Here is an 18,401-nt window from a genome sequence, read left to right as displayed (position 1 = left end):
GTCGTTTTACCGTATGGCAGGCTCGCCGAGGGTCGAGCCTGCATTGTTCGGTGTGGGCGGTTTAGTTGATGGCTACGTTCGCCGCCACGGCGATCTGATAGATGATTTGGGTGATGTCTTTGACAGACTGCATGGTTTTGCTGTCAACCTTGGGCAACACCATGATCTGATCCCCAGGCTGAACACTCCCTTGATCCTTGAACTCCACTAATCCGTTGGCATGGACCACGGCGATGCGCTGGTCATTGGCTCGTTCGGTAAACCCACCGGCCCAGGCAACATAGTCATCGAGGTTGGCATTGGCGTTGTAAACCACGGCTTGTGGCATCAGCACCTCACCGCCCACCTGGATAAGGTCAGTCTTGTTCGGGATCACTATCTGGTCGCCTTGCTCCAGCTGAATGTTGGCGATGATACCCTTGTCTGTGACTACGACCTTGCCCAGAGGCTGAATTTTGCGTGCCTTGTCCACAAACTGCATGACCAACTCTGCCTCTTTGGCTCGGATGGTCGCCTCACCATCCGAACTGGCTGGCGCTGTGAATACGCTGCGCTCCAGCCGGTTGAGCGACTCATCCAGCATCTCTTTCTGCCTGATGGCCACACTCTTTCGCATCAGATAGATGGATTGGTAATCGGCCAGCTCTGGGTTAATCGGAATATGATTGAGCAGATCGTGCAGCTTGGTTTCTTTGCGGACGGTGAAATAAGAGGGCCCCATGTAACTGCCACTGACCTGCACATCGTAAACCTGCGCATGCATGTCATCGTTGAACAACACCTTGTCCCCATCCTTGAGCTGGACTCGGGCAAAATCCTTGTAAGGCAGATAGATAGAGAAGGGACCATTTGAGCGGTCACCGATAACACCGACATGGCTCACCTTGGCGAGGGGGAGGGCATAGTTGACCAGCTCCGAACCCAGCGTATTGCGCTGCTTCAACTCGAAGCGGAACGGATTTCTAACCTTGCCTGCCACATTGATCATCGGCCCCTGGGGTTCCACCAAGATGACATCTTGATCTTTCAGGGACATCTTCGGCATTCTGCCTTTCTGGATAAATTCGTACAGGTCTATCTGCTGGATGAGCTGGTTTTGGCGCAAGACTTTGATTTTGCGATAGCTGCCACGCTCTGAATCGATGCCACCCGCCCGCTTGAGGAAATAGAGCACGCTGTCAGACGATTGTCCGGCATATTGGCCTGGGCGGATCACCGGCCCCGTCACGAATACACTCACCGGGGTTGTCGTCAGCAGGTTGACGTAAATGTTGACGTTGTTGGTAAATACGTCACCAATCTTGCTGGTCACCAAATTGTTTATCTGGCTGGCAGGGACATTCTTGACATTGATCGGGCCCACATCGGGGATGAAAATATTACCCTGATTGTCGACCGTTACCACATTGGAGAAATTGACCGCACCCCAGATCCAGATATTCAGCTTGTCTCCGGGCGCTATCAGATAATTGTCGTTCAAGCCATCACTGCGTTCGGTTTCATAGCCACCGGCAAACAGATTGGCGCCGTAGGGGGGAGGGAGTCCAGCCTCGGCTTGTGGCAGCAATTTCCGCACATCTGATTCGCCTGGCAGCAACATGCCCTGACGATTCTGCTGGGTAAAGCTGCCGGTGGTGGAACTGGTGTTGGCTTGACCACTCAAGGAGGATTGGCCACCCAACTGGGGCCGGTTGTTGCCACCACCATTGCCTGACAGGTTATAGCCAAATGATGACCCATTCGATTGGGCTTGGTCAGGTGCGCTGGCCGCCATGGTGGTGCAGGAGGCGCCGATGAGAAACAGGAGGGCACCCAGCTGACGAACGTTCATTTTCTTCAAAACATATACCTTCGAGTTTATTGCTCAGCAAGAAGGTTGCTGATAGAGGCCTGTTCCAATTGGGGTACCAGATACCACTGTTCATCGAGCTTGCAGGTGGTTCGTCTCTGTGAGTGGCTTTGACTGCTATCAAACAACAGTTCTACGCACTCACGTCCCAAGGCTGAAACATAGCGTTGCCCCAGGGTAAAAGTGGTGCTGTTGGTGCTGAGGGCAGCCCCTTGCGGCTGAGTATCGAGAGCCTGTTGCAGGTTTGCTGGCATGGCTTGCAGCTGTGTGGTCGATGATGGATTGACGAGAGGACGGGAGGCTTCGACCTGCTTTGGCTCATAGGCGCAGCCACTCATAGAGATTGCCAGCGATATTGCCAGAAACCGGGGTATATAGTTCATGTGTCAATATTGTCCATGGAATCAAAATCTGGATGTAAATATAATGTTACCAAACACTGTTGTCGCGTTTGTTGCAACAATGACGCTGGATTATTGGGCGCGTCTGCTACCCTGGACGGGCGCATGTGTGAACAAAAATAAATCAATTCACTCGAAATATAAGCTTTCCTGGCCTATCTCTGGTTGACTTGATCGTTTGGTGAGCGAAGGTTGTTTGTTTAATGACCAGATTGACCCAGAAAAGATTTATACGCTTGCCCTACCGTGAGCTCTTAGTCGTCATGCGATGCATCGAAAGGTAAAAAAAGAGGAAAGCTACCGCACGGAAGTGACATTGTTCCGGTGCAAAAAAAGCACATTTTTTATTGAAAAGTAAAATCAAGGCACACAGAGGGGGTTAACAGCGGAACTGTTTAACAAAAATGCCTGTCATCCAGGCCATTATCCCATGCTTGTCTGTGCTCGCCAATGGCAAGCACAACGCTTTGTTTTTAATTGCGTAACATCCTACTTATTGGATGCGATTGAGTCAACACATAATAACGAACTTCAGTGCACAGTAATCACCATCAACTTATTGTTTTTAAAGTAATTAATTTTTCACCTCATAGTGATGTGTTAATTTCATGAAGGTTTATGGACAAGGTATGGTTAATTCAGACACCTCTTATGTAGTGCTTCTCGCCATTCTAACCATGCCGGGTGCCTAATTTACAAATACATTACATTTCTGGGCGTTATCTTGCTTTGGCTATTATTTAGACTGACCTTTCTATTATGCTGATTTTTGATGTTTGGCATCTTTATTGGTAGCTCAATTGGCTGAAAATACATTATTTTTTAGTTTTACATGTCACGTTGACAACCGCTCTGACTACTGACTATGCCTGATGTGTGCCTGAGTGAGTTTGAGGAAGGCACCACTGGATCACCGGATGTAGGAGGGGACATGGACGTCAACACTCTCTTGCTCTCAGGGCTGCTGACTTCGTTGGCGGTGAGTTCGGGAGCACTTGCCAATGACAAGATTATTGCACTGCAGCTGGGGACACCGGCCGAGAGCGAGAAACTCGACATCTTTACCGCAGATCTCAAATATCATCGCATGTTCTGGCATTGGGGGGATTCCGGGTGCCAATCTGGTATGAGCGTTCGTGGTGGCATGTTGAAGGTTGGGGAGGAGTACACCACCAGGCTGGGGGGCGGCGTTCGCGCCGAATGCTTATGGGGCAGCTGGGTGATCTGGATCCCCGCAGGGGTGGTGTGGCTGGCGGAACATGAGTTTGGTCACAGAGGCAATGGATTCAAGGATTATGGTGGCCCTTTCCAATATATTGTCGGCATTGGCCTTGGTTATGAGCTAACGGCAAACTGGCGGCTTGGTTATCAGTATGAACACATGTCCAATGCCAATATGTATGAGCAGAATCCTGGTTTGGACACCCACACGCTACATATCGAGTATCGGTTTTAAATTTCTTCTTTTTTGTGCTGCCAAGCCCCTGCCTGTCAGGGGCTTTTGTCGTCGTGTGGCGGGGTTCCTCAGCGGCCGAGGTAGGTACGGTCGAAGAAGGTGTAGACCCAGTGGGGGCGGTAGACGGCGAGCAGTGTCATGGTCATGCCGTTGAGCAGGGCCTCGGGGAAGAGCAGCAGGGGCCAGATGGTGAGGTAGTCATCCATGATGGTCTGCCAGGGATAGTCACCGCTCAGGCCGAGCAGCAGGGCGGTGGCCAGCATCTTGGCCGAGATGGCCAGGGCGCCGCCGAGGAAGGCGGCGATAAACAGGTAGACGAACAGGTGGCGGGGCAGCCAGGCCCAGCTCCCCAGAAACAGCAGCCAGCTGGTGGCCACCGGCAGGGCGATGCCTACCAGGGCGTGCCAGCCGAGGTCGGCCCAGGACTCTGTGCCCGCGTAACTGAGCAGCAACAGGGTGAGGGTGGGTGCCCAGAGCGCCAGGCGCCAGCCCAGCAGCAGGGTCAGGCTGGTGAGGCCGAGAAAATGGACCTCGAGTCCCTCATGGAGTCCGGCCCGCAGCAACCAGAGCGGCAGCAAGGCGATGGCGCTGCCAAGGAGCAGGTGTTGATAGAGGGGGGTCGTGCGCAGGCTCTGCCAGAGGCTCCCCTTGAGGGTCGCCGTCAGCAGCAGTAACCAGAGAAGCAGGGCCGCGAGTTGGCCTTCACTCATGGGGCATCCTTGCCTTGGGGCCGCGAACGGGTCGCGGCCGTATCAGGAGATCAGTACTTCACATTGCCATGGTACTGGCCGAGGATGGCCTGGATCTTGTCCATGGTCTCCCGTTTGGGGGGGTGAATGCCGGTCAGTTCGTAGGTTTCCCCCAGCACGTCCCACTTGTGTTTGCCCAGTTCGTGGTAGGGCAGCAACTCCACCTTCTCCACCGCGCTGCCCAGCTCCTTGATGAAGCGGCCCAGCCCCTCGGCGCTCTCCTCGTCGTCGGTCCAGCCCGGCACCACTACGTAGCGGATCCACATGGTCTTGCCCTTGGCGGCGAGATGGCGGGCGAATTCCAGGGTGTACTTGTTGCTGACATGGGTCAGGGGGATGTGCTTCTCGTCATTGATCTGCTTGATGTCGAGCAGCACCAGATCCGTGTTGTCGAGCACCTTGTCGAGCATGTCGTCGTAGTGGCGCACGAAGCCGTTGGTGTCGAGGCAGGTGTGGATCCCCTGGGCCTTGCAGGCGGCAAACAGCTCGGCGATGAAGGCTTGCTGCAACATGGCTTCCCCGCCGGAGGCGGTCACGCCGCCGCCGGAGGCATTCATGAAGTGGCGATAGCTGGTGAGATCCTTCATCAGCTCGGGTACCGTCACCTCCCGGCCGCCCTGGGTGTCCCAGGTGTCCCGGTTGTGGCAATACTTGCAGCGCATCAGGCAGCCTTGCATGAAGACGATGAAGCGAATACCGGGGCCATCGACGGTGCCGCAGGTTTCAACGGAGTGGATCCGGCCAATGACTCCGGGCGCACTGATTTGAACGGCAGGGATCTGATTACTGACAGACATAGACAACTCCAGCGTTTCGAGCAGGCCGTTATTTTATTACGAAAGTCCCTATAAATCCTACATGTTTAGCCAGGCGACAAGGGCGCCAGCAGCGCCTCCAGCGCCTTGACCGGCAGCGGCCTGCTGGTGAGGAAGCCCTGATAGTGCTGGCAACCGAGCTGCTTGAGCATGTCGAGCTGCTCCTGCTCCTCGACCCCTTCGGCGGTGACGGTGAAGCGAAATACCCGGGCCAGATCCAGGATCGCTTTGACGATGGCCCTGTCCTGCTCGCTGTGGACCAGGGTCTGGATGAAGCTTCTGTCCAGCTTGACCTCATCGGCCGGCAGATCCCGCAGATAGGCCAGCGACGAATAGCCGGTGCCAAAATCATCGATGGAGAGCAGGATGCCGAGCTCCTTGAGCTGGCGCATGCGGGCGATACTCTCCAGCCGGTTCTCCAACACCACGGATTCGGTGATCTCCAGCAGCAAGCGGGAGGGGGGCACCCCGGTGTCGCGCAATATGTACTCCACCTGCTGCACGAAGCCGGCGGTGTGGAACTGGCGGGCGCTGACGTTGACGGAGAGATGGGGAATGGCCCGCCCCTGGTTGAGCCAGAAGCTGTATTGGGCGCAGGCGGTCTTCATCACCCAGTAGCCGATGTCCTGGATCAGGCTGGTCTCCTCGGCGATGGGGATGAACTCACCGGGGGGCACCATGGTGCCATCGCTCTTTTGCCAGCGCAGCAGCGCCTCGATGCCGGAGAGGGCGCCGTTGTCGACCCGATACTGGGGCTGATAGTGCAGCAGCAGCTCGTGGTTGCGCAGGGCGTCCCGCAGCTGGTTGTTGAGGGCCAGCTTGTTTTTCTCCTGCTCGGCCATGGTCTGGCTGAAGAAGACATAGCTGCCCTGGCCGCCACGTTTGGCCATGTGGGCGGCGGTATCGGCCTGCTGCATCAGGATCAGGTGATCCTTGTCCTCCCCCGAGAAGAGGCTGATGCCGATGGAGACGCTGCAGTGCAGCTTGTGGGACTCGATGTCGAAGGGGATGCGAAACAGGCTCATCAGCTCGCGGGCGAAGTGCTCCGCCAGAATTTTGGCGGTGACATAGCCCTGGCCGAGGGCATTGAACAGCAGGGCGAACTCGTCCCCCGAGATGCGGGCCAGCACCAAATTCTCCTGGGGCAGTCCCTTGAGGCGCTCGACCACGGCCTGCAGCAGCTTGTCGCCATAGGCATGGCCGAGGGAGTCGTTGATGGACTTGAAGTTGTCCAGATCCAGCAGCAGCAGGGCGCCCCACTGACCATTGGGCTCATCCAGGGTGCGGCGCAGGGCATCGGTCAGGCTGCGGCGGTTGAACAGGCCACACAGATCGTCGTAATAGGCGAGCTGCTCTATGTTGCGGGCCGCCTCCCGCTCCTTGCTGACGTCATAGAAGCTGCAGACCAGGTGATTGATCTCGTCTTGTTCATTCTTGACCCCGCTCACCATGAGCCGCACCGGGAACAGATTGCCGGCCTGGTTTAGGCACTGCTCCTCCCCGATCCAGAGCTCCTGGTTGCGTACCGCCTGCCAGACCTCCTCCTTCAGGCGATCGCCGTAATAGGGGGGGCGCAGTCGATCGATATGCTGGCCCACAATCTCCTGCTCGCTGAAACCGGTGATGCGGCAAAAGGATTGATTCACCTTGAGGATGATGCCCTTGGCATCGGCCACCAGCAGGCCGTCGTGGGTGTTGAAGGCGACCTCGGCCAGGCGCAGGGCATCGTCGGCGGCCAGGCGTTGCATCTCGACGGTGGCGCGGCTGGCCTGGGCGCTGAGGGCATCGAGCAGGGGCATGGGATCGGACAGGGTCTGGGGGAGCAGCAGGATGAGCTGGCCGATGGGCCGCTTGGCCGACTGCACCAGGGGAATGCCGATAAAGGCCTGGGCATTGTGATGGAGCAGCTTGGTCGCCAGGGGGTAGCGCAGCGCCAGATCCTCCACATAGAGGGCCTGGCCATGGTGAAACAGCTCGACGCTGGGACCGGGATCCAGGTCCATGGGGGACCAGTGCAGGGTCTCGTCCTGGCGGCGAACGTGGCGCGGTATGACCCAGAGCTTGCTGCCCCTGGGTTGGTACTCACCAATCCAGCCGAGCATGGCGCCGCTGGCGGCGCAGGCCCAGCCGACCAGCGCCTCGCAATAGTCGATGCCGGTCAACATGCTCAGCTCGCCGGGCAGCGCCAGCAGGGGGGCCGCCGTCTGGGGGACGTCTTCTATGTGCGGTTGCCAGTGGCCCAGGCGCTGGGCGCAGTGGCGTACCAGTTGCAGCATCTCTTCGTTGAGCTGGATCGGGTTCTGGTACTCCAGGCTGAGCACCCCGATGAGTCTGTCATGGTCGAGCAGGACGGCATCGAGGCGGGCGCGCACTCCATGCTCGCTCAGGTAGTAGTGCTGGCAGAGCATGGGCTGGTGGGCCGCCTCGGAGAAGCTCAGTGCCTTGCGGGTGCGCAGGGCGCGGATGTAGCGGCTGTCACCGCGCAGGGGGCCGAGGGGAGGGGTGTCCTCCTCCAGCCCCAGGGTGAAGACGGGGGTGAGCTGCTCGCCGCCGAACGGGCCATTGGCCTGGTAATGCCAGAGGATGAGGCGATCCGCCGCCAGGGTCTCTCTCAGGCTCTCCAGCATGGGGGCGAACTGCTGCTGGCTCGCCATCTGGCTCAGCCGGGGCAGGTGCAGGGCGAGATCCGCCATGGCCTCCTGGGACTGGGTCTGAAGGCACAGCAGCCAGAAGGCATCTTGCTCGTGGGAGAGGGCAATCTGCCAGATCATGCCGTCAAAGCGCAGGCTCAGCCGGCCACCCTGCCCCTGGCTCAGCATCCGCTCTATGGGGCCGCGCAGGGGCTCCGGCAACTGGGCCGGCCAGGGGGACCTGGGCTCATCGAGCCAGTGCAGGGGGGTCTGCATCACATCCGTCAGGGCGACCAGTCGCTGGCTGCGAGCATCCAGGCGAAAGAAGAGCGGTACCGAGGTGCTGGGCACTGACTGGCGAAGTGCGATAGACGACATGAAGGGAAACATCCTGTTGAGCAACTGCCGGAGGGCCAAGAATACTGCATATTGGCGGCAAACAAAATTCCATTGATATCTAAATTAGTCGTTGCTAATTTATTATTTTCCTCGCGCCAAGTGGAGTCTGAGATGATGCGTATTCTGATTGTGGGCGGTGTGGCTGGCGGCGCCTCGGCGGCGGCCCGTGCCCGTCGAGTGAATGAAGAGGCAGAGATAGTGATGTTCGAGCGGGGCGAGTTTGTCAGCTTCGCCAACTGCGGCCTGCCCTACCACATCGGGGGTGACATAGCGGATCGGGATGCCCTGCTGCTGCAGACGCCCCAGAGCTTCAAGCGCCGTTTCAACGTGGATGTGCGGGTCTTTCACGATGTGATCGAGATAGACAGGGCGGGCAAGAGCCTGCTGGTGCGCAACCTGCAGACCGGGGAAGAGCGGCGCGAGCCTTATGATCGCCTGTTGCTGAGCCCGGGGGCTGCCCCCATCCGGCCTCCCTTCCCCGGCATCGACAGCCCCCACGTTTATACCCTGCGCAACATCCCGGACATGGATCGCATCCTGGCGGCCCTGGCGCACGACCAGCCACGCCATGTGACCGTGGTGGGTGGCGGCTTCATCGGGCTGGAGATGATGGAGGCGCTGCATCAGCGCCAGCTGGATGTCACCCTGCTGGAGCTCTCCGATCAGGTGATGGCTCCGGTGGACAAGGAGATGGCCAACCTGCTCCATGCCCGCATCCGGGAAGAGGGAGTCGATCTGCGCCTGCACACCGGTCTCAATGCCATCGAGAGTCTGGATGTGACGGCGGAGAAGACGGCGGACGTGCCGACCGCCAACAGCGGCGGCCTGCGCCTGACTCTGAGCGACGGCTCGCATCTTGAGACAGGTCTGTTGATCCTGGCCATCGGGGTCAAGCCGGAGACCTTGCTCGCCGCCAAGGCGGGGTTGGCGCTGGGGCCGCGCGGCGGCATCAAGGTAGATGCCGGCATGCGCACCTCGGATCCCTTCATCTATGCGGTGGGGGACGCGGTGGAGGAGACCGACTTCGTCACCGGCGAGTCGGTGCTGATCCCGTTGGCGGGCCCCGCCAACCGCCAGGGGCGCATCGCCGCCGACAACATGCTGGGCCGAAGCGAAACCTACAAGAAGACGCAAGGGACCGCCATCTGCAAGCTGTTCGACCTGGCGGTGGCGAGCACAGGCCTCAACGAGAAGCGGCTGGTACAGCTGGGTCTGCCGTTCGAGAAGGTCTATGTCCACCCGGGCAGCCACGCCGGTTACTACCCCGGCGCCCACCCCATCAGCCTCAAGCTGCTGTTTGCCCCCGATGGCAAAATTTATGGCGCCCAGGCCATCGGCAAGGATGGGGTCGACAAGCGCATCGACGTGCTGGCGGTGGCCCAGCGTGCCGGGCTCACCGTGTTTGACCTGCAGGATCTGGAACTCACCTATGCGCCGCCGTTCGGGTCGGCCAAGGACGCAGTCAACATGGCGGGCTTCGTGGCGAGCAACCATTTGAAGGGGGATACCCTGCTCTGCCACGCCGCCGAGGTCAATGCCCGCAATCCCCATCAGCAGGTGCTGGATGTGCGCAATGGCCCCGAGCTCGACAAGCTGGGCCGGATCCCGGGGGCCATGCACATTCCCCTCGACGAGCTGCGCGGCCGCCTCCATGAGTTGCCAAAAGACAAGGAGCTGCTGGTCAGCTGCCAGGTGGGTTTGCGCGGCCATGTGGCCTGCCGCCTGCTGAGTCAGCACGGTTTTCGGGTCAAGAACCTCTCCGGCGGTTTCAAGACCTGGCAGCTGAGCCTTGGCCATGAGCGCCCGTGATCCCGAGCGGGGGGTGACGCCGCCCAGGGCAGTCAGGGGGGTCGGCGGATCTGGCCTAAGCGGGTGAAGCCGTGCCGGCTCTTGCGCTTTTGGAAGTGGCTCTGGCGAATGGGATGGAAGATCAAGGGGCGCGCGAGCGCCTCATTGGCGCCGTGCAGGCGACTGAGCATGGGTTGGGCCCCTTGCTCCGTGCTGATGAGCCAGATCAGGGGCAGCAGGACGGGCGGGGGGGCATCGCTGTCCTCCCCCAGCACCCTCTGCTCCAGGGCATCCCTCGCCTGGGCAAAGGCCAGCAGCTGCTCTTGGGTGGCGGTGCCCTTGCCGAGGGTCTGGCACAGGGTGGTCAGGGCGAGGTGAAAGGCGCCGAGGGCCGAGCCATAGCCGAGGGCGGCGCGCCTGGCGAGCAGGGTATCGAAGGAGAGGCTCGCAAGACTGGCGGGCAGGCGCAGGCCCATCTCCAGATGGAAGCAGGCCTGACCACCGCTGGGCTGGTAGCGGGATTCGCTCAGGTGCAGCAGGCGATCCAGGTAGTCATGGTCGGTGATGAGCAGGCCGTCATGGCTGAGCGCCCACTCCCTGGCCAGGTACATGGAGAGGAGATTGGCGAGGCGGCGCGCCATGCGGATGCCTCCCTGATCCCGACTGGCCAGCCCCTGCTCGAGGCAGTACTGGTGCAAGGCGGTCAGACCCGGCTGATCCGGGCAGAAGCAGTCGTGATTGGCGCTCGCACGCCAGCGGGCGATGAGCGCCCGGTTGCCAAAGACCTTGTGTCGGACGAAGCCGGGGCCGAGCAGACTGCCCAGCAGCCCCATGAGCGGGGGCGTGATGGCGTCGAAGTCAGCGGCGCTCGGGGGCGGCGCCAGCAGATCGCTCTGGCGGGCCAACCGTGCCAGCAGGGGGGGCAGGCGGCTCTGCTCGCTCACGGTGAACACGAAGGCGAGGCGCTCGAGCCAGAGCAGGGCGAATTTGAGCCAGAGCTCGTCGCGCACCTCCATGCCGGGGTAGTAGATAAAGGTCTTCATCTCGGGTGATCGCCGTCCACCGTCGCAGCTGATGCAAGGAGGGGCAATATACCCAGTTCGTCCGGGCCCGGCAAATGGCGGCGCGGGCTGGCGAGGGGCGCAGGGCCCGCCCTGGCGGCCGCCATGCCATCCTGGTAGGCGATGGCGGCAAGCTCTGCTATAATTCGCGCCCTTTTGTTAAGGTCACCCGAGTCAATGACATGAAGTTCATCATCAAGCTGTTTCCGGAAATCACCATCAAGAGCAAGTCGGTGCGTCAGCGCTTCACCAAGATGTTGCAGGGCAATATCCGCAATGTGTTGCGCCGTTTCGACGAGGACGCCCGCGTGCGCATGGATTGGGACAAGCTGGTGGTGAGCTCGCGCAACGATCAGTTCCACGCCCAGTATCTCGAGACGCTGGCCTGTATCCCGGGCATCCAGTACTTCCTCGAGGTGAAGCTGAGCAACTTTACCGATCTGCACGACATCTTCGAGCAGACCCGCGCGGTCTGGGGCGATCGTCTCAAGGGCAAGACCTTCTGCGTCCGTGCCCGCCGGGTCGGCAAGCACGACTTCAGCTCCCTGGAGCTGGAACGCTACGTGGGTGGCGGCCTCAACCAGCACTGCGAAACCGCCGGTGTGCGCCTGAAGAAGCCGGATATCCAGGTCAACCTGGAAGTGGAGAACGACGAGCTTTACATCATCAGCGCCGTCCACCACGGTATGGGGGGCTTCCCCATGGCGACCCAGGAGGATGTGCTGAGCCTGCTCTCCGGCGGTTTTGACTCGGGCGTGGCCTCCTACCAGTTCATCAAGCGCGGCTGCCGGGTGCACTACTGCTTCTTCAATCTCGGCGGCGCCGCCCACGAGATCGGCGTCAAGCAGGTGGCCTACTACCTGTGGAACAAGTTTGGCGCCTCCCACAAGGTGCGTTTCACCGCCATCGATTTCGAACCCGTGGTGGCGGAGATCCTGGAGAAGGTGGACAACGGCCAGATGGGGGTGGTGCTCAAGCGAATGATGATGCGCGCCGCCGGCAAGGTGGCCGACCATTTCCAGATCCCGGCCCTGGTGACCGGCGAGTGCGTGGGTCAGGTATCGAGCCAGACTCTCACCAACTTGAATGTCATCGATCGGGTGACCGACAAGGTGATCCTGCGTCCCCTCATCACCTGGGACAAGCCGGACATCATCAGCGAGGCGCGCCGCATCGGTACCCTGGAGTTTGCCGAGACCATGCCGGAGTATTGCGGCGTCATCTCCAAGAAGCCGACCGTGAAGGCCGAGCTCGCCCGCATCGAGGCGGAAGAGGCCAACTTCGACTTCGCCATCCTGGACAAGGTGGTGGACGAGGCGCGCTACCTCGATATTCGCCGCATCGGCGAAGAGACCGCCGCCCAGGTGCAGGAGGTGGAGACCACCCAGGTGCTGGCCGCCAACGAAGTGATCCTGGACATCCGCTCCAGTGATGAGCGCGACGAGAAGCCGCTGGTGGTGGAAGGGCGCGAGGTGCTGCACATCCCCTTCTTCAAGCTGGCGACCGCCTTTGGCGATCTGCCGAAAGAGCAGACCTACCTGCTCTATTGCGATCGCGGCGTGATGAGCAAGCTGCAGGCGCTCTATCTGAAAGAGCAGGGCTTTGACAACGTCAAGGTCTATCGCCCCTGAGTACGGCGATACCCTGCCAATAAAAAATCCGGCCATGAGCCGGATTTTTTATTGCACGCCTGGTTGTACGCGCCGCCCCCTATGGGCAGGGGACAGGGGTGAAGGTCGCCTGCCCCTGACAACGCCAGCCCATCTGGGCCTGACGCATCTGCCACAGATTGTCACTGCGAAACAGGGTGAGGATGTAGAGCATGTCGTTCTTGCTGCCATCGAGGGCGACGGAGAGCACCAGATCGTTATCCAGCTGTTGAGCCTGGATACGGCTGGGGACATCCCCGTGTCCCACGAAGCGCAAGGCGATGGCCCTGTAGTCGTTCACCCAGGTTTGCTGCCTGGTGTTGGCCTGGCGGATCTGCTGGTTGAACTCCTGCACCGGGGTGGAGGCGAGCCGTCCAAACAGGAGCTGGGCGTTGGCACAGCTGGAGGCGACCAGGAGTAGCAGCGAGGTAAAGATCCCGATTTTTTGCATGAAGGTTCCTGCCTGACAACGACTGCCCTCTATGACAACAGAAAAGCCCGCGAGGTTCAATCCGGCGGGCGGGTGTCATCGTTCTGTTCGACTCCCAGGTATTCAGCCCCGTTGCAGGCTGAAGGTGGGGAGGGAGAGGTGCCAGTAGATGGCGGCGACCCGCAGGCCAAATACCACCCCCATGCTGACGAACATGGCCAGCACCCGCTCCACCTCGCACTCGAGGGCCACCGTGTAGACGATGCCGCCGAGGATGCAGGCGGTGGCGTAGATCTCCTTTTGCAGCACCATGGGGATCTCCCGGGCCAGCACGTCGCGGATCATGCCTCCAGCCACCCCCGTCATGGTGCCCATCAGGACGGCGATGAGGCCGGAGGCGCCGAAGTGAAGGGCTTTCTGGGCCCCGATCACCGTAAAGAGCGCCAGGCCGAAGGCATCGGCCACCGGCAGCACATACCAGGGCAGGCGCTTGGGCAGCCCGGCCAGCCACATCCCCAGCAGGGCGGTGACCAGAATGACCCAGATATAGAGGGTGTCGCGCACCCAGAATACCGGGGTGGCCCCCAGGATCATGTCGCGTATGGTGCCGCCGCCGATGGCGGTGACCGCGGCCAGCACCAGCACGCCGAAGGCATCCATCCTGAGGCGCCCCGCCACCAATACCCCCGAAAACGCGAATACCGCAGTACCAAACATGTCGCTGATGTAAACAATCTGCTCAACCAGTGTCTGCATGGAGAACAACTCACGTCCAATAAATGATGGGGCGGCGATTTTAGGGGCAAGGGGCGCGTGTGAGCAATGCCGGCATGCAAAAGTGGGAGCCAGAGCGGGTTTCTGGGGGCGTTGGCCTGGGCCGATGAGAGAGGCTGAGACGGCAAGGTGGCTGATGCCGGGAGCACAGACAGATTTGTGCATGATGAGGCGAAAAATTTGCTAAAGCATCGGGCGGCGGTGCCGTTACTAAGGGGGAAGCAAATGGAAGGGTGTCAGGAAATCCAACTTTTTGCAGTGCTGCGGATCTGGTCATCACCACGTTGAATCAGATCTGCCTCAGTCACCGGCAGCGGATTGGCCCTGCGGACTGAAGAGGGATCTCAATCGCCGTGCGCTGGGATCCGCAGTTTTAGACTTATCAGGAGAATTCATTATGTCCATGTTCATCAGCACCAACGTCTCGTCGCTCAATGCCCAGCGCAACCTGGCGAACTCCAGCAAATCCCTGGATACCTCCTTCACCCGCCTTGCTTCAGGCCTGCGTATCAACAGCGCCAAGGACGATGCGGCCGGCCTGCAGATCTCCAACCGTATGACTGCTCAGGTCAACGGCCTGGACCAGGGCAATCGCAACGCCAACGACGGCATCTCCCTGGCCCAGACCGCGGAAGGGGCCATGGACGAGGTGTCCGGCATGCTGCAGCGCATTCGCACCCTGGCTCAGCAGTCTGCGAACGGTACCAACTCAAGTGATGATCGCATAGCATTGCAAGCAGAAGTGACTCAGCTGACCGAGGAAATTGATCGTATTTCCGAAGACACTACCTTTGCCGGCACCAAGCTGTTTGATAATACGGGTACACCTAATCAGTTTGACTTCCAGGTGGGTCCTGATGGCACTAGTCAAACAATAGGCTTTGAACTGGACAAAATAGATACTCTAACCCTTGGTGGTTCTGCGACGCTTGATATTGCGACCGATGCGGCCGCCGCCCAAGGAGTCATGGATACAGTAGATACAATGATGAAGGCGGTTGATAGTAAGCGCGCCGAGCTGGGTGCGGTGCAAAACCGACTGGACTCCACCGTTCGCAACCAGTCCAATATCTCGGAGAACGTCAGCGCCGCCCGCTCCCGCATCCGCGATGCGGACTTCGCCACCGAGACCGCCAATATGACCAAGCAGAATATCCTGCAACAGGCGGCCTCCAGCATCCTGGCCCAGGCCAACCAGCGGCCGCAGTCTGCCCTGCAGTTGCTGGGTTAAGCCGGTCTTCCATTAGCCACTGATACAAGGAGCAGCAGATGGCCAATGAATCGATAGCCATGCCTTCTGTTACTTCGACGCTACACCAACATGGCGGCCCTCAGGCCGCCATGTCTGTTTCTCGCTCGCCCGTCCCGGCTGGGGAAGATGGGCTCAAACAGGCCAGTGTCGAGCCGGCGGACAAGGTTGTGCCAGAGCCGCCCATCCACGCCCATCCATCCGAATCGCGCATGGGAAATAACCAGATAGAAGAACAGGCCCAAGAATTGCAAGAAAAATTGGCCAATTTGAGCAAGGTGAAGGGGTGGACCATCAACTTCAGCCTGGTGCCCGAGCTCGACAGGCCAGTGATCCGGGTCATCGATACCGAGACCGAGCAGGTGATCCGCCAGATCCCGAGCGAGGAGATGCTGTTGCTAAGCAAGAGATTGAAGGCGATGGAGCAGGGCCATGGCGATGAGTTCAGCCTCTCGGGGTTGCTGTTCGACGGTCAGGTATAGGTTGTTAACGAGATAAGAGGAGCATGTTATGGCGATTACCTCCGCCGGGGCGGGGTCGGGCATCGATCTCGAGAGCGTGATCACGGCGAGCATCGCCGCCAAAAAGGCGCAGTTGCAGCAGCCCATCACCACCAAGCAAACCAGCACCAATATCACCTTGTCTGGCATAGGTCAGCTCAAGTCCTCCCTCACCGCCTTCACCGATATCCTGGATACCTTGAGCAAGCCTGGCGCCTTCAACAAGCGGGCCATCAATATCACCCAGGATAAAGATGACCCCGTGCTGAAGATGGAGAGCAAGAGTGGCGGCTCCAACGGCCAGTACAATATCACCGTCAACAAGTTGGCACAGACCAGCCGTCAGGAAGGCATCTTTGATAGCTCGACCGCACCGCTCATCACCCAGGATGGTCAGCTGACCTTCAAGGCGGGGGACAAGGAGTTCACGGTCGACGTCAAGGCGGGGGATACCCTGCAAAACATTCGCAAGCGCATCAACAATGATGGCGACAACTTCGGGCTCAGTGCCAACATCGTCAACACCGCAGACGGCAAGGCCAAGTTCATCATCGACTCGGGCGTGTCGGGGGATGGCAAGGATCTGGTCATCACGGGCAGCACAACCGAACTACAGGACAAGTTCACGGGCAAAATGGCAGAGACGCAACAGGCGTCCAGCGCCGAGATCCTGGTGGATGGCAATGTGCTCAAGAGCGATACCAATGTCTTCGATGACACCATCCAGGACTTGAAGCTGACTGTGCTGCGGGTCTCCGACACCGACAGCAATGGCGATCTCAAGTCCAACAAGGTAGATATCACCACCGACAAGACCGCCATCGAAGAGACGGTTCAGAAGTTTATCGATGGCTACAATGCGCTGCAGGAGAAACTGAGCGGCTTGGGCAAGCGCAGCAGCATCGTCGGTGGGGTCAGCCAGGATGATGGCGGGGCTCTGGCGGGGGATTCCGTTACCCGGGCCATCAGCAACTTCATGACCAACGCCATTACCAACCCGGGCGGTACCAGCACCACCTATTCCACCATCTTCGAGCTCGGCGTCAAGATGGATAACAAGGGCAAGCTCTCCCTCGACAAGGATAAATTTGGCGAGGCTATCGACAAGAACTTCGACCAGGTGGCTGGCCTGCTTGGCGGTGATGAGGGGTTGGCCGCGACCCTGACCAAGGGGCTGAAGGAGTATACCAAGTCAGGGGGCATGCTGGCGCAACGGACCGATACCCTCAACTCGGATCTACGCACCCTGAACCAGAAGCAGGCTACCACCAATGAACAGCTGGTGAAATATGAGGCCGCCTTACGTGCCCAATACGGCAGCCTGGATGCCCTGCTTGTGAAAATGAACAACTCGGCGGCCGCCCTGACCGCATTGCAGATAAACAGTAACTGAAAGTGATATTTCGAGGACCCATGTCATGTACCACCGTAATCTGAAAGCATACAAGGCGACCAGCATAGCGGCCGATCTGGCGGTCGCCGACCCTCATCGAGTCATTCAACTGATGATGCAAGGGCTGTTGGAGTGCCTCGCACAGGCGAAGGGAGCCATAGAGCGCAAGGACATGGAGGCAAAGGCCAGAACCATCTCCAAGGCGCAGGGGCTGGTGCATGGCCTGCAGGATGCGTTGGACATGGCACAAGGGCAGATAGCCGAGGATCTGTTTGCGCTCTATGCCTACATGGATGAGCGCATCTGGGATGCCAGCCTACGACGTGACGTTCAACCCCTCGACGAGGTCATGACACTGATGGTGACCATCAAATCTGCCTGGGATCAAATTACCGATGCGGATAAGCAGCAGGGCTTCCAGCTAAGGCAAGCGTCAGGGAGTTTGCTGTGAATGAGCTGAATGCTTATGATGATGCCTTGACCGATAATATCGCGACACTGCAGCGATTATTGGCGAGCCATCAGTATGAAGAGGCCTTGGCTTGTATGGATGAGCGTCTGGCGCTCATCAGGGCACTGACAGATTTTTCCCGGCAGCAGACGATAGCGTCAACTGAAATGGCAGCCTTGGTAAGACGCCAATTGGCAAAAGAGCAGGATCTGAAGAGTCAGGTTGACGCGTTCAAAAAAGAGATCGCCACTCAGTTGGTTACCCTTAACAGGGCCAATAAGGCGAAATCTAGCTATCGAGTGAACAGGTAGTCATAGACAGTCAGATGACGCGTATCGTCGTTTGAAAACATCACTGCCGTGAGAAATGAATTAATCCCCTTGTTTAGATAGTGGGATATTCGCTGTCACTTTCCCGATATGAAGTGAACATTAATCGCACGCACACCAGGTTTTTATATGCCCTCATTTATTGTCGAGTTCTGGTCAAGCATCTTCGGCATACTGGCTAAAGTGTCAGTATTCACACTGGTAAGGAAACTGTTCCCCTCAGCCATCACCGCTCGATTTGTCGATTTTTGGGTGCTGAGTCACCTCATGTTATCCATGGTGGCGGTAGTGGTCGCCGTCTACTCGCCCTATCCTGTGATTGGATATCTTTTCATGGGGTATGGGTTTCTTCCTCAGAGATCCCCTCATTTTTAGAGACTCAAATAATTCCAAGTGTGCGGGTATATAAGCGGTGTTGCTTCAGGTAGTAGATAAATTTATCCATCAACAAGACCGCATTGGTTTCTTTCATTTTAGG

At 58.9% G+C, this 18,401-nt stretch carries 16 protein-coding genes; 8 read left to right on the top strand and 8 right to left on the bottom strand.

Annotated elements, in window-relative coordinates:
- Nucleotides 1–61: 61 nt before the first annotated feature.
- Complete coding sequence (locus ACLHZ1_RS09215; protein WP_427261905.1) at nt 62–1,831, bottom strand: polysaccharide biosynthesis/export family protein; 1,770 nt, start codon at nt 1,829–1,831, stop codon at nt 62–64.
- Between the two features lie 26 nt (nt 1,832–1,857).
- Complete coding sequence (locus ACLHZ1_RS09210; protein ID WP_427261835.1) at nt 1,858–2,232, bottom strand: hypothetical protein; 375 nt, start codon at nt 2,230–2,232, stop codon at nt 1,858–1,860.
- A gap of 949 nt (nt 2,233–3,181) precedes the next feature.
- Here ACLHZ1_RS09210 and ACLHZ1_RS09205 point away from each other — a divergent pair.
- A complete protein-coding gene (locus tag ACLHZ1_RS09205) occupies nt 3,182–3,706 on the top strand; it encodes an acyloxyacyl hydrolase (protein ID WP_427261834.1) in 525 nt (174 codons plus the stop codon).
- A gap of 68 nt (nt 3,707–3,774) precedes the next feature.
- Here ACLHZ1_RS09205 and ACLHZ1_RS09200 read toward each other — a convergent pair whose 3' ends face one another.
- From ACLHZ1_RS09200 to ACLHZ1_RS09190, 3 genes are all read right to left on the bottom strand, one after another.
- A complete protein-coding gene (locus ACLHZ1_RS09200) occupies nt 3,775–4,416 on the bottom strand; it encodes an energy-coupling factor ABC transporter permease (RefSeq protein ID WP_427261833.1) in 642 nt (213 codons plus the stop codon).
- 50 nt (nt 4,417–4,466) lie between these two features.
- Nucleotides 4,467–5,252, bottom strand: coding sequence for a pyruvate formate lyase 1-activating protein (pflA, locus tag ACLHZ1_RS09195; protein ID WP_427261832.1), 786 nt, complete (start codon nt 5,250–5,252; stop codon nt 4,467–4,469).
- Nucleotides 5,253–5,317: 65 nt separating this feature from the next.
- Nucleotides 5,318–8,278 carry a sensor domain-containing phosphodiesterase gene (locus ACLHZ1_RS09190; protein ID WP_427261831.1) on the bottom strand — a complete coding sequence of 987 codons (2,961 nt, stop codon included), beginning with the start codon at nt 8,276–8,278 and terminating at the stop codon, nt 5,318–5,320.
- Between the two features lie 132 nt (nt 8,279–8,410).
- On the opposite strand from ACLHZ1_RS09190, the gene ACLHZ1_RS09185 reads away from it, so the two are divergent.
- Nucleotides 8,411–10,108, top strand: coding sequence for an FAD-dependent oxidoreductase (locus ACLHZ1_RS09185; RefSeq protein WP_427261830.1), 1,698 nt, complete (start codon nt 8,411–8,413; stop codon nt 10,106–10,108).
- Nucleotides 10,109–10,140: 32 nt separating this feature from the next.
- On the opposite strand, the gene ACLHZ1_RS09180 is transcribed toward ACLHZ1_RS09185, so the two are convergent.
- Nucleotides 10,141–11,130, bottom strand: coding sequence for a hypothetical protein (locus tag ACLHZ1_RS09180; protein WP_427261829.1), 990 nt, complete (start codon nt 11,128–11,130; stop codon nt 10,141–10,143).
- A 200-nt stretch (nt 11,131–11,330) separates the two neighbouring features.
- Here ACLHZ1_RS09180 and thiI point away from each other — a divergent pair, with 200 nt between their 5' ends.
- Nucleotides 11,331–12,779, top strand: coding sequence for a tRNA uracil 4-sulfurtransferase ThiI (gene thiI, locus ACLHZ1_RS09175; RefSeq protein WP_427261828.1), 1,449 nt, complete (start codon nt 11,331–11,333; stop codon nt 12,777–12,779).
- Between the two features lie 79 nt (nt 12,780–12,858).
- Here thiI and ACLHZ1_RS09170 read toward each other — a convergent pair whose 3' ends face one another.
- A complete protein-coding gene (locus ACLHZ1_RS09170) occupies nt 12,859–13,248 on the bottom strand; it encodes a hypothetical protein (RefSeq protein WP_408797437.1) in 390 nt (129 codons plus the stop codon).
- Nucleotides 13,249–13,350: 102 nt separating this feature from the next.
- A complete protein-coding gene (locus tag ACLHZ1_RS09165; RefSeq protein WP_317841095.1) occupies nt 13,351–13,983 on the bottom strand; it encodes a trimeric intracellular cation channel family protein in 633 nt (210 codons plus the stop codon).
- A gap of 415 nt (nt 13,984–14,398) precedes the next feature.
- On the opposite strand from ACLHZ1_RS09165, the gene ACLHZ1_RS09160 reads away from it, so the two are divergent.
- The 5 genes from ACLHZ1_RS09160 to ACLHZ1_RS09140 are packed head-to-tail and all read left to right on the top strand — an operon-like array spanning nt 14,399 to nt 17,905.
- The gene (locus ACLHZ1_RS09160) at nt 14,399–15,232 is read left to right on the top strand and encodes a flagellin (protein WP_427261827.1); all 834 of its coding nucleotides are present in this window, start codon (nt 14,399–14,401) and stop codon (nt 15,230–15,232) included.
- A 38-nt stretch (nt 15,233–15,270) separates the two neighbouring features.
- A complete protein-coding gene (locus ACLHZ1_RS09155) occupies nt 15,271–15,732 on the top strand; it encodes a flagellar protein FlaG (protein WP_427261826.1) in 462 nt (153 codons plus the stop codon).
- A 28-nt stretch (nt 15,733–15,760) separates the two neighbouring features.
- Nucleotides 15,761–17,143 (top strand): flagellar filament capping protein FliD, encoded by a 1,383-nt coding sequence (fliD, locus tag ACLHZ1_RS09150; protein ID WP_427234565.1) that lies wholly within the window; start codon nt 15,761–15,763, stop codon nt 17,141–17,143.
- A 25-nt stretch (nt 17,144–17,168) separates the two neighbouring features.
- Nucleotides 17,169–17,594 (top strand): flagellar export chaperone FliS, encoded by a 426-nt coding sequence (fliS, locus tag ACLHZ1_RS09145; protein WP_427261825.1) that lies wholly within the window; start codon nt 17,169–17,171, stop codon nt 17,592–17,594.
- Complete coding sequence (locus ACLHZ1_RS09140; protein ID WP_427261824.1) at nt 17,591–17,905, top strand: hypothetical protein; 315 nt, start codon at nt 17,591–17,593, stop codon at nt 17,903–17,905. Before fliS ends, ACLHZ1_RS09140 begins: the two co-directional genes overlap by 4 nt.
- Nucleotides 17,906–18,401: the final 496 nt, after the last annotated feature.

Origin of the sequence: Aeromonas sobria (assembly GCF_050266975.1) — a bacterium.
Classification (GTDB): domain Bacteria; phylum Pseudomonadota; class Gammaproteobacteria; order Enterobacterales; family Aeromonadaceae; genus Aeromonas; species Aeromonas sobria_B.
The sequence above is the reverse complement of the archived record's forward strand: the minus strand, read 5'-3'. Positions and strand labels throughout refer to the sequence as shown.

What these genes read in the sequence shown, in the direction of transcription:
- ACLHZ1_RS09215 (WP_427261905.1), bottom strand. Translation starts at nt 1,831, where the DNA reads ATGAACGTTCGTCAGCTGGGTGCCCTCCTGTTTCTCATCGGCGCCTCC.
- ACLHZ1_RS09190 (WP_427261831.1), bottom strand. Translation starts at nt 8,278, where the DNA reads ATGTCGTCTATCGCACTTCGCCAGTCAGTGCCCAGCACCTCGGTACCG.
- ACLHZ1_RS09200 (WP_427261833.1), bottom strand. Translation starts at nt 4,416, where the DNA reads ATGAGTGAAGGCCAACTCGCGGCCCTGCTTCTCTGGTTACTGCTGCTG.
- ACLHZ1_RS09170 (WP_408797437.1), bottom strand. Translation starts at nt 13,248, where the DNA reads ATGCAAAAAATCGGGATCTTTACCTCGCTGCTACTCCTGGTCGCCTCC.
- ACLHZ1_RS09180 (WP_427261829.1), bottom strand. Translation starts at nt 11,130, where the DNA reads ATGAAGACCTTTATCTACTACCCCGGCATGGAGGTGCGCGACGAGCTC.
- thiI (WP_427261828.1), top strand. Translation starts at nt 11,331, where the DNA reads ATGAAGTTCATCATCAAGCTGTTTCCGGAAATCACCATCAAGAGCAAG.
- pflA (WP_427261832.1), bottom strand. Translation starts at nt 5,252, where the DNA reads ATGTCTGTCAGTAATCAGATCCCTGCCGTTCAAATCAGTGCGCCCGGA.
- ACLHZ1_RS09165 (WP_317841095.1), bottom strand. Translation starts at nt 13,983, where the DNA reads ATGCAGACACTGGTTGAGCAGATTGTTTACATCAGCGACATGTTTGGT.
- ACLHZ1_RS09205 (WP_427261834.1), top strand. Translation starts at nt 3,182, where the DNA reads ATGGACGTCAACACTCTCTTGCTCTCAGGGCTGCTGACTTCGTTGGCG.
- ACLHZ1_RS09160 (WP_427261827.1), top strand. Translation starts at nt 14,399, where the DNA reads ATGTCCATGTTCATCAGCACCAACGTCTCGTCGCTCAATGCCCAGCGC.
- fliS (WP_427261825.1), top strand. Translation starts at nt 17,169, where the DNA reads ATGTACCACCGTAATCTGAAAGCATACAAGGCGACCAGCATAGCGGCC.
- ACLHZ1_RS09155 (WP_427261826.1), top strand. Translation starts at nt 15,271, where the DNA reads ATGGCCAATGAATCGATAGCCATGCCTTCTGTTACTTCGACGCTACAC.
- ACLHZ1_RS09210 (WP_427261835.1), bottom strand. Translation starts at nt 2,232, where the DNA reads ATGAACTATATACCCCGGTTTCTGGCAATATCGCTGGCAATCTCTATG.
- ACLHZ1_RS09185 (WP_427261830.1), top strand. Translation starts at nt 8,411, where the DNA reads ATGATGCGTATTCTGATTGTGGGCGGTGTGGCTGGCGGCGCCTCGGCG.
- fliD (WP_427234565.1), top strand. Translation starts at nt 15,761, where the DNA reads ATGGCGATTACCTCCGCCGGGGCGGGGTCGGGCATCGATCTCGAGAGC.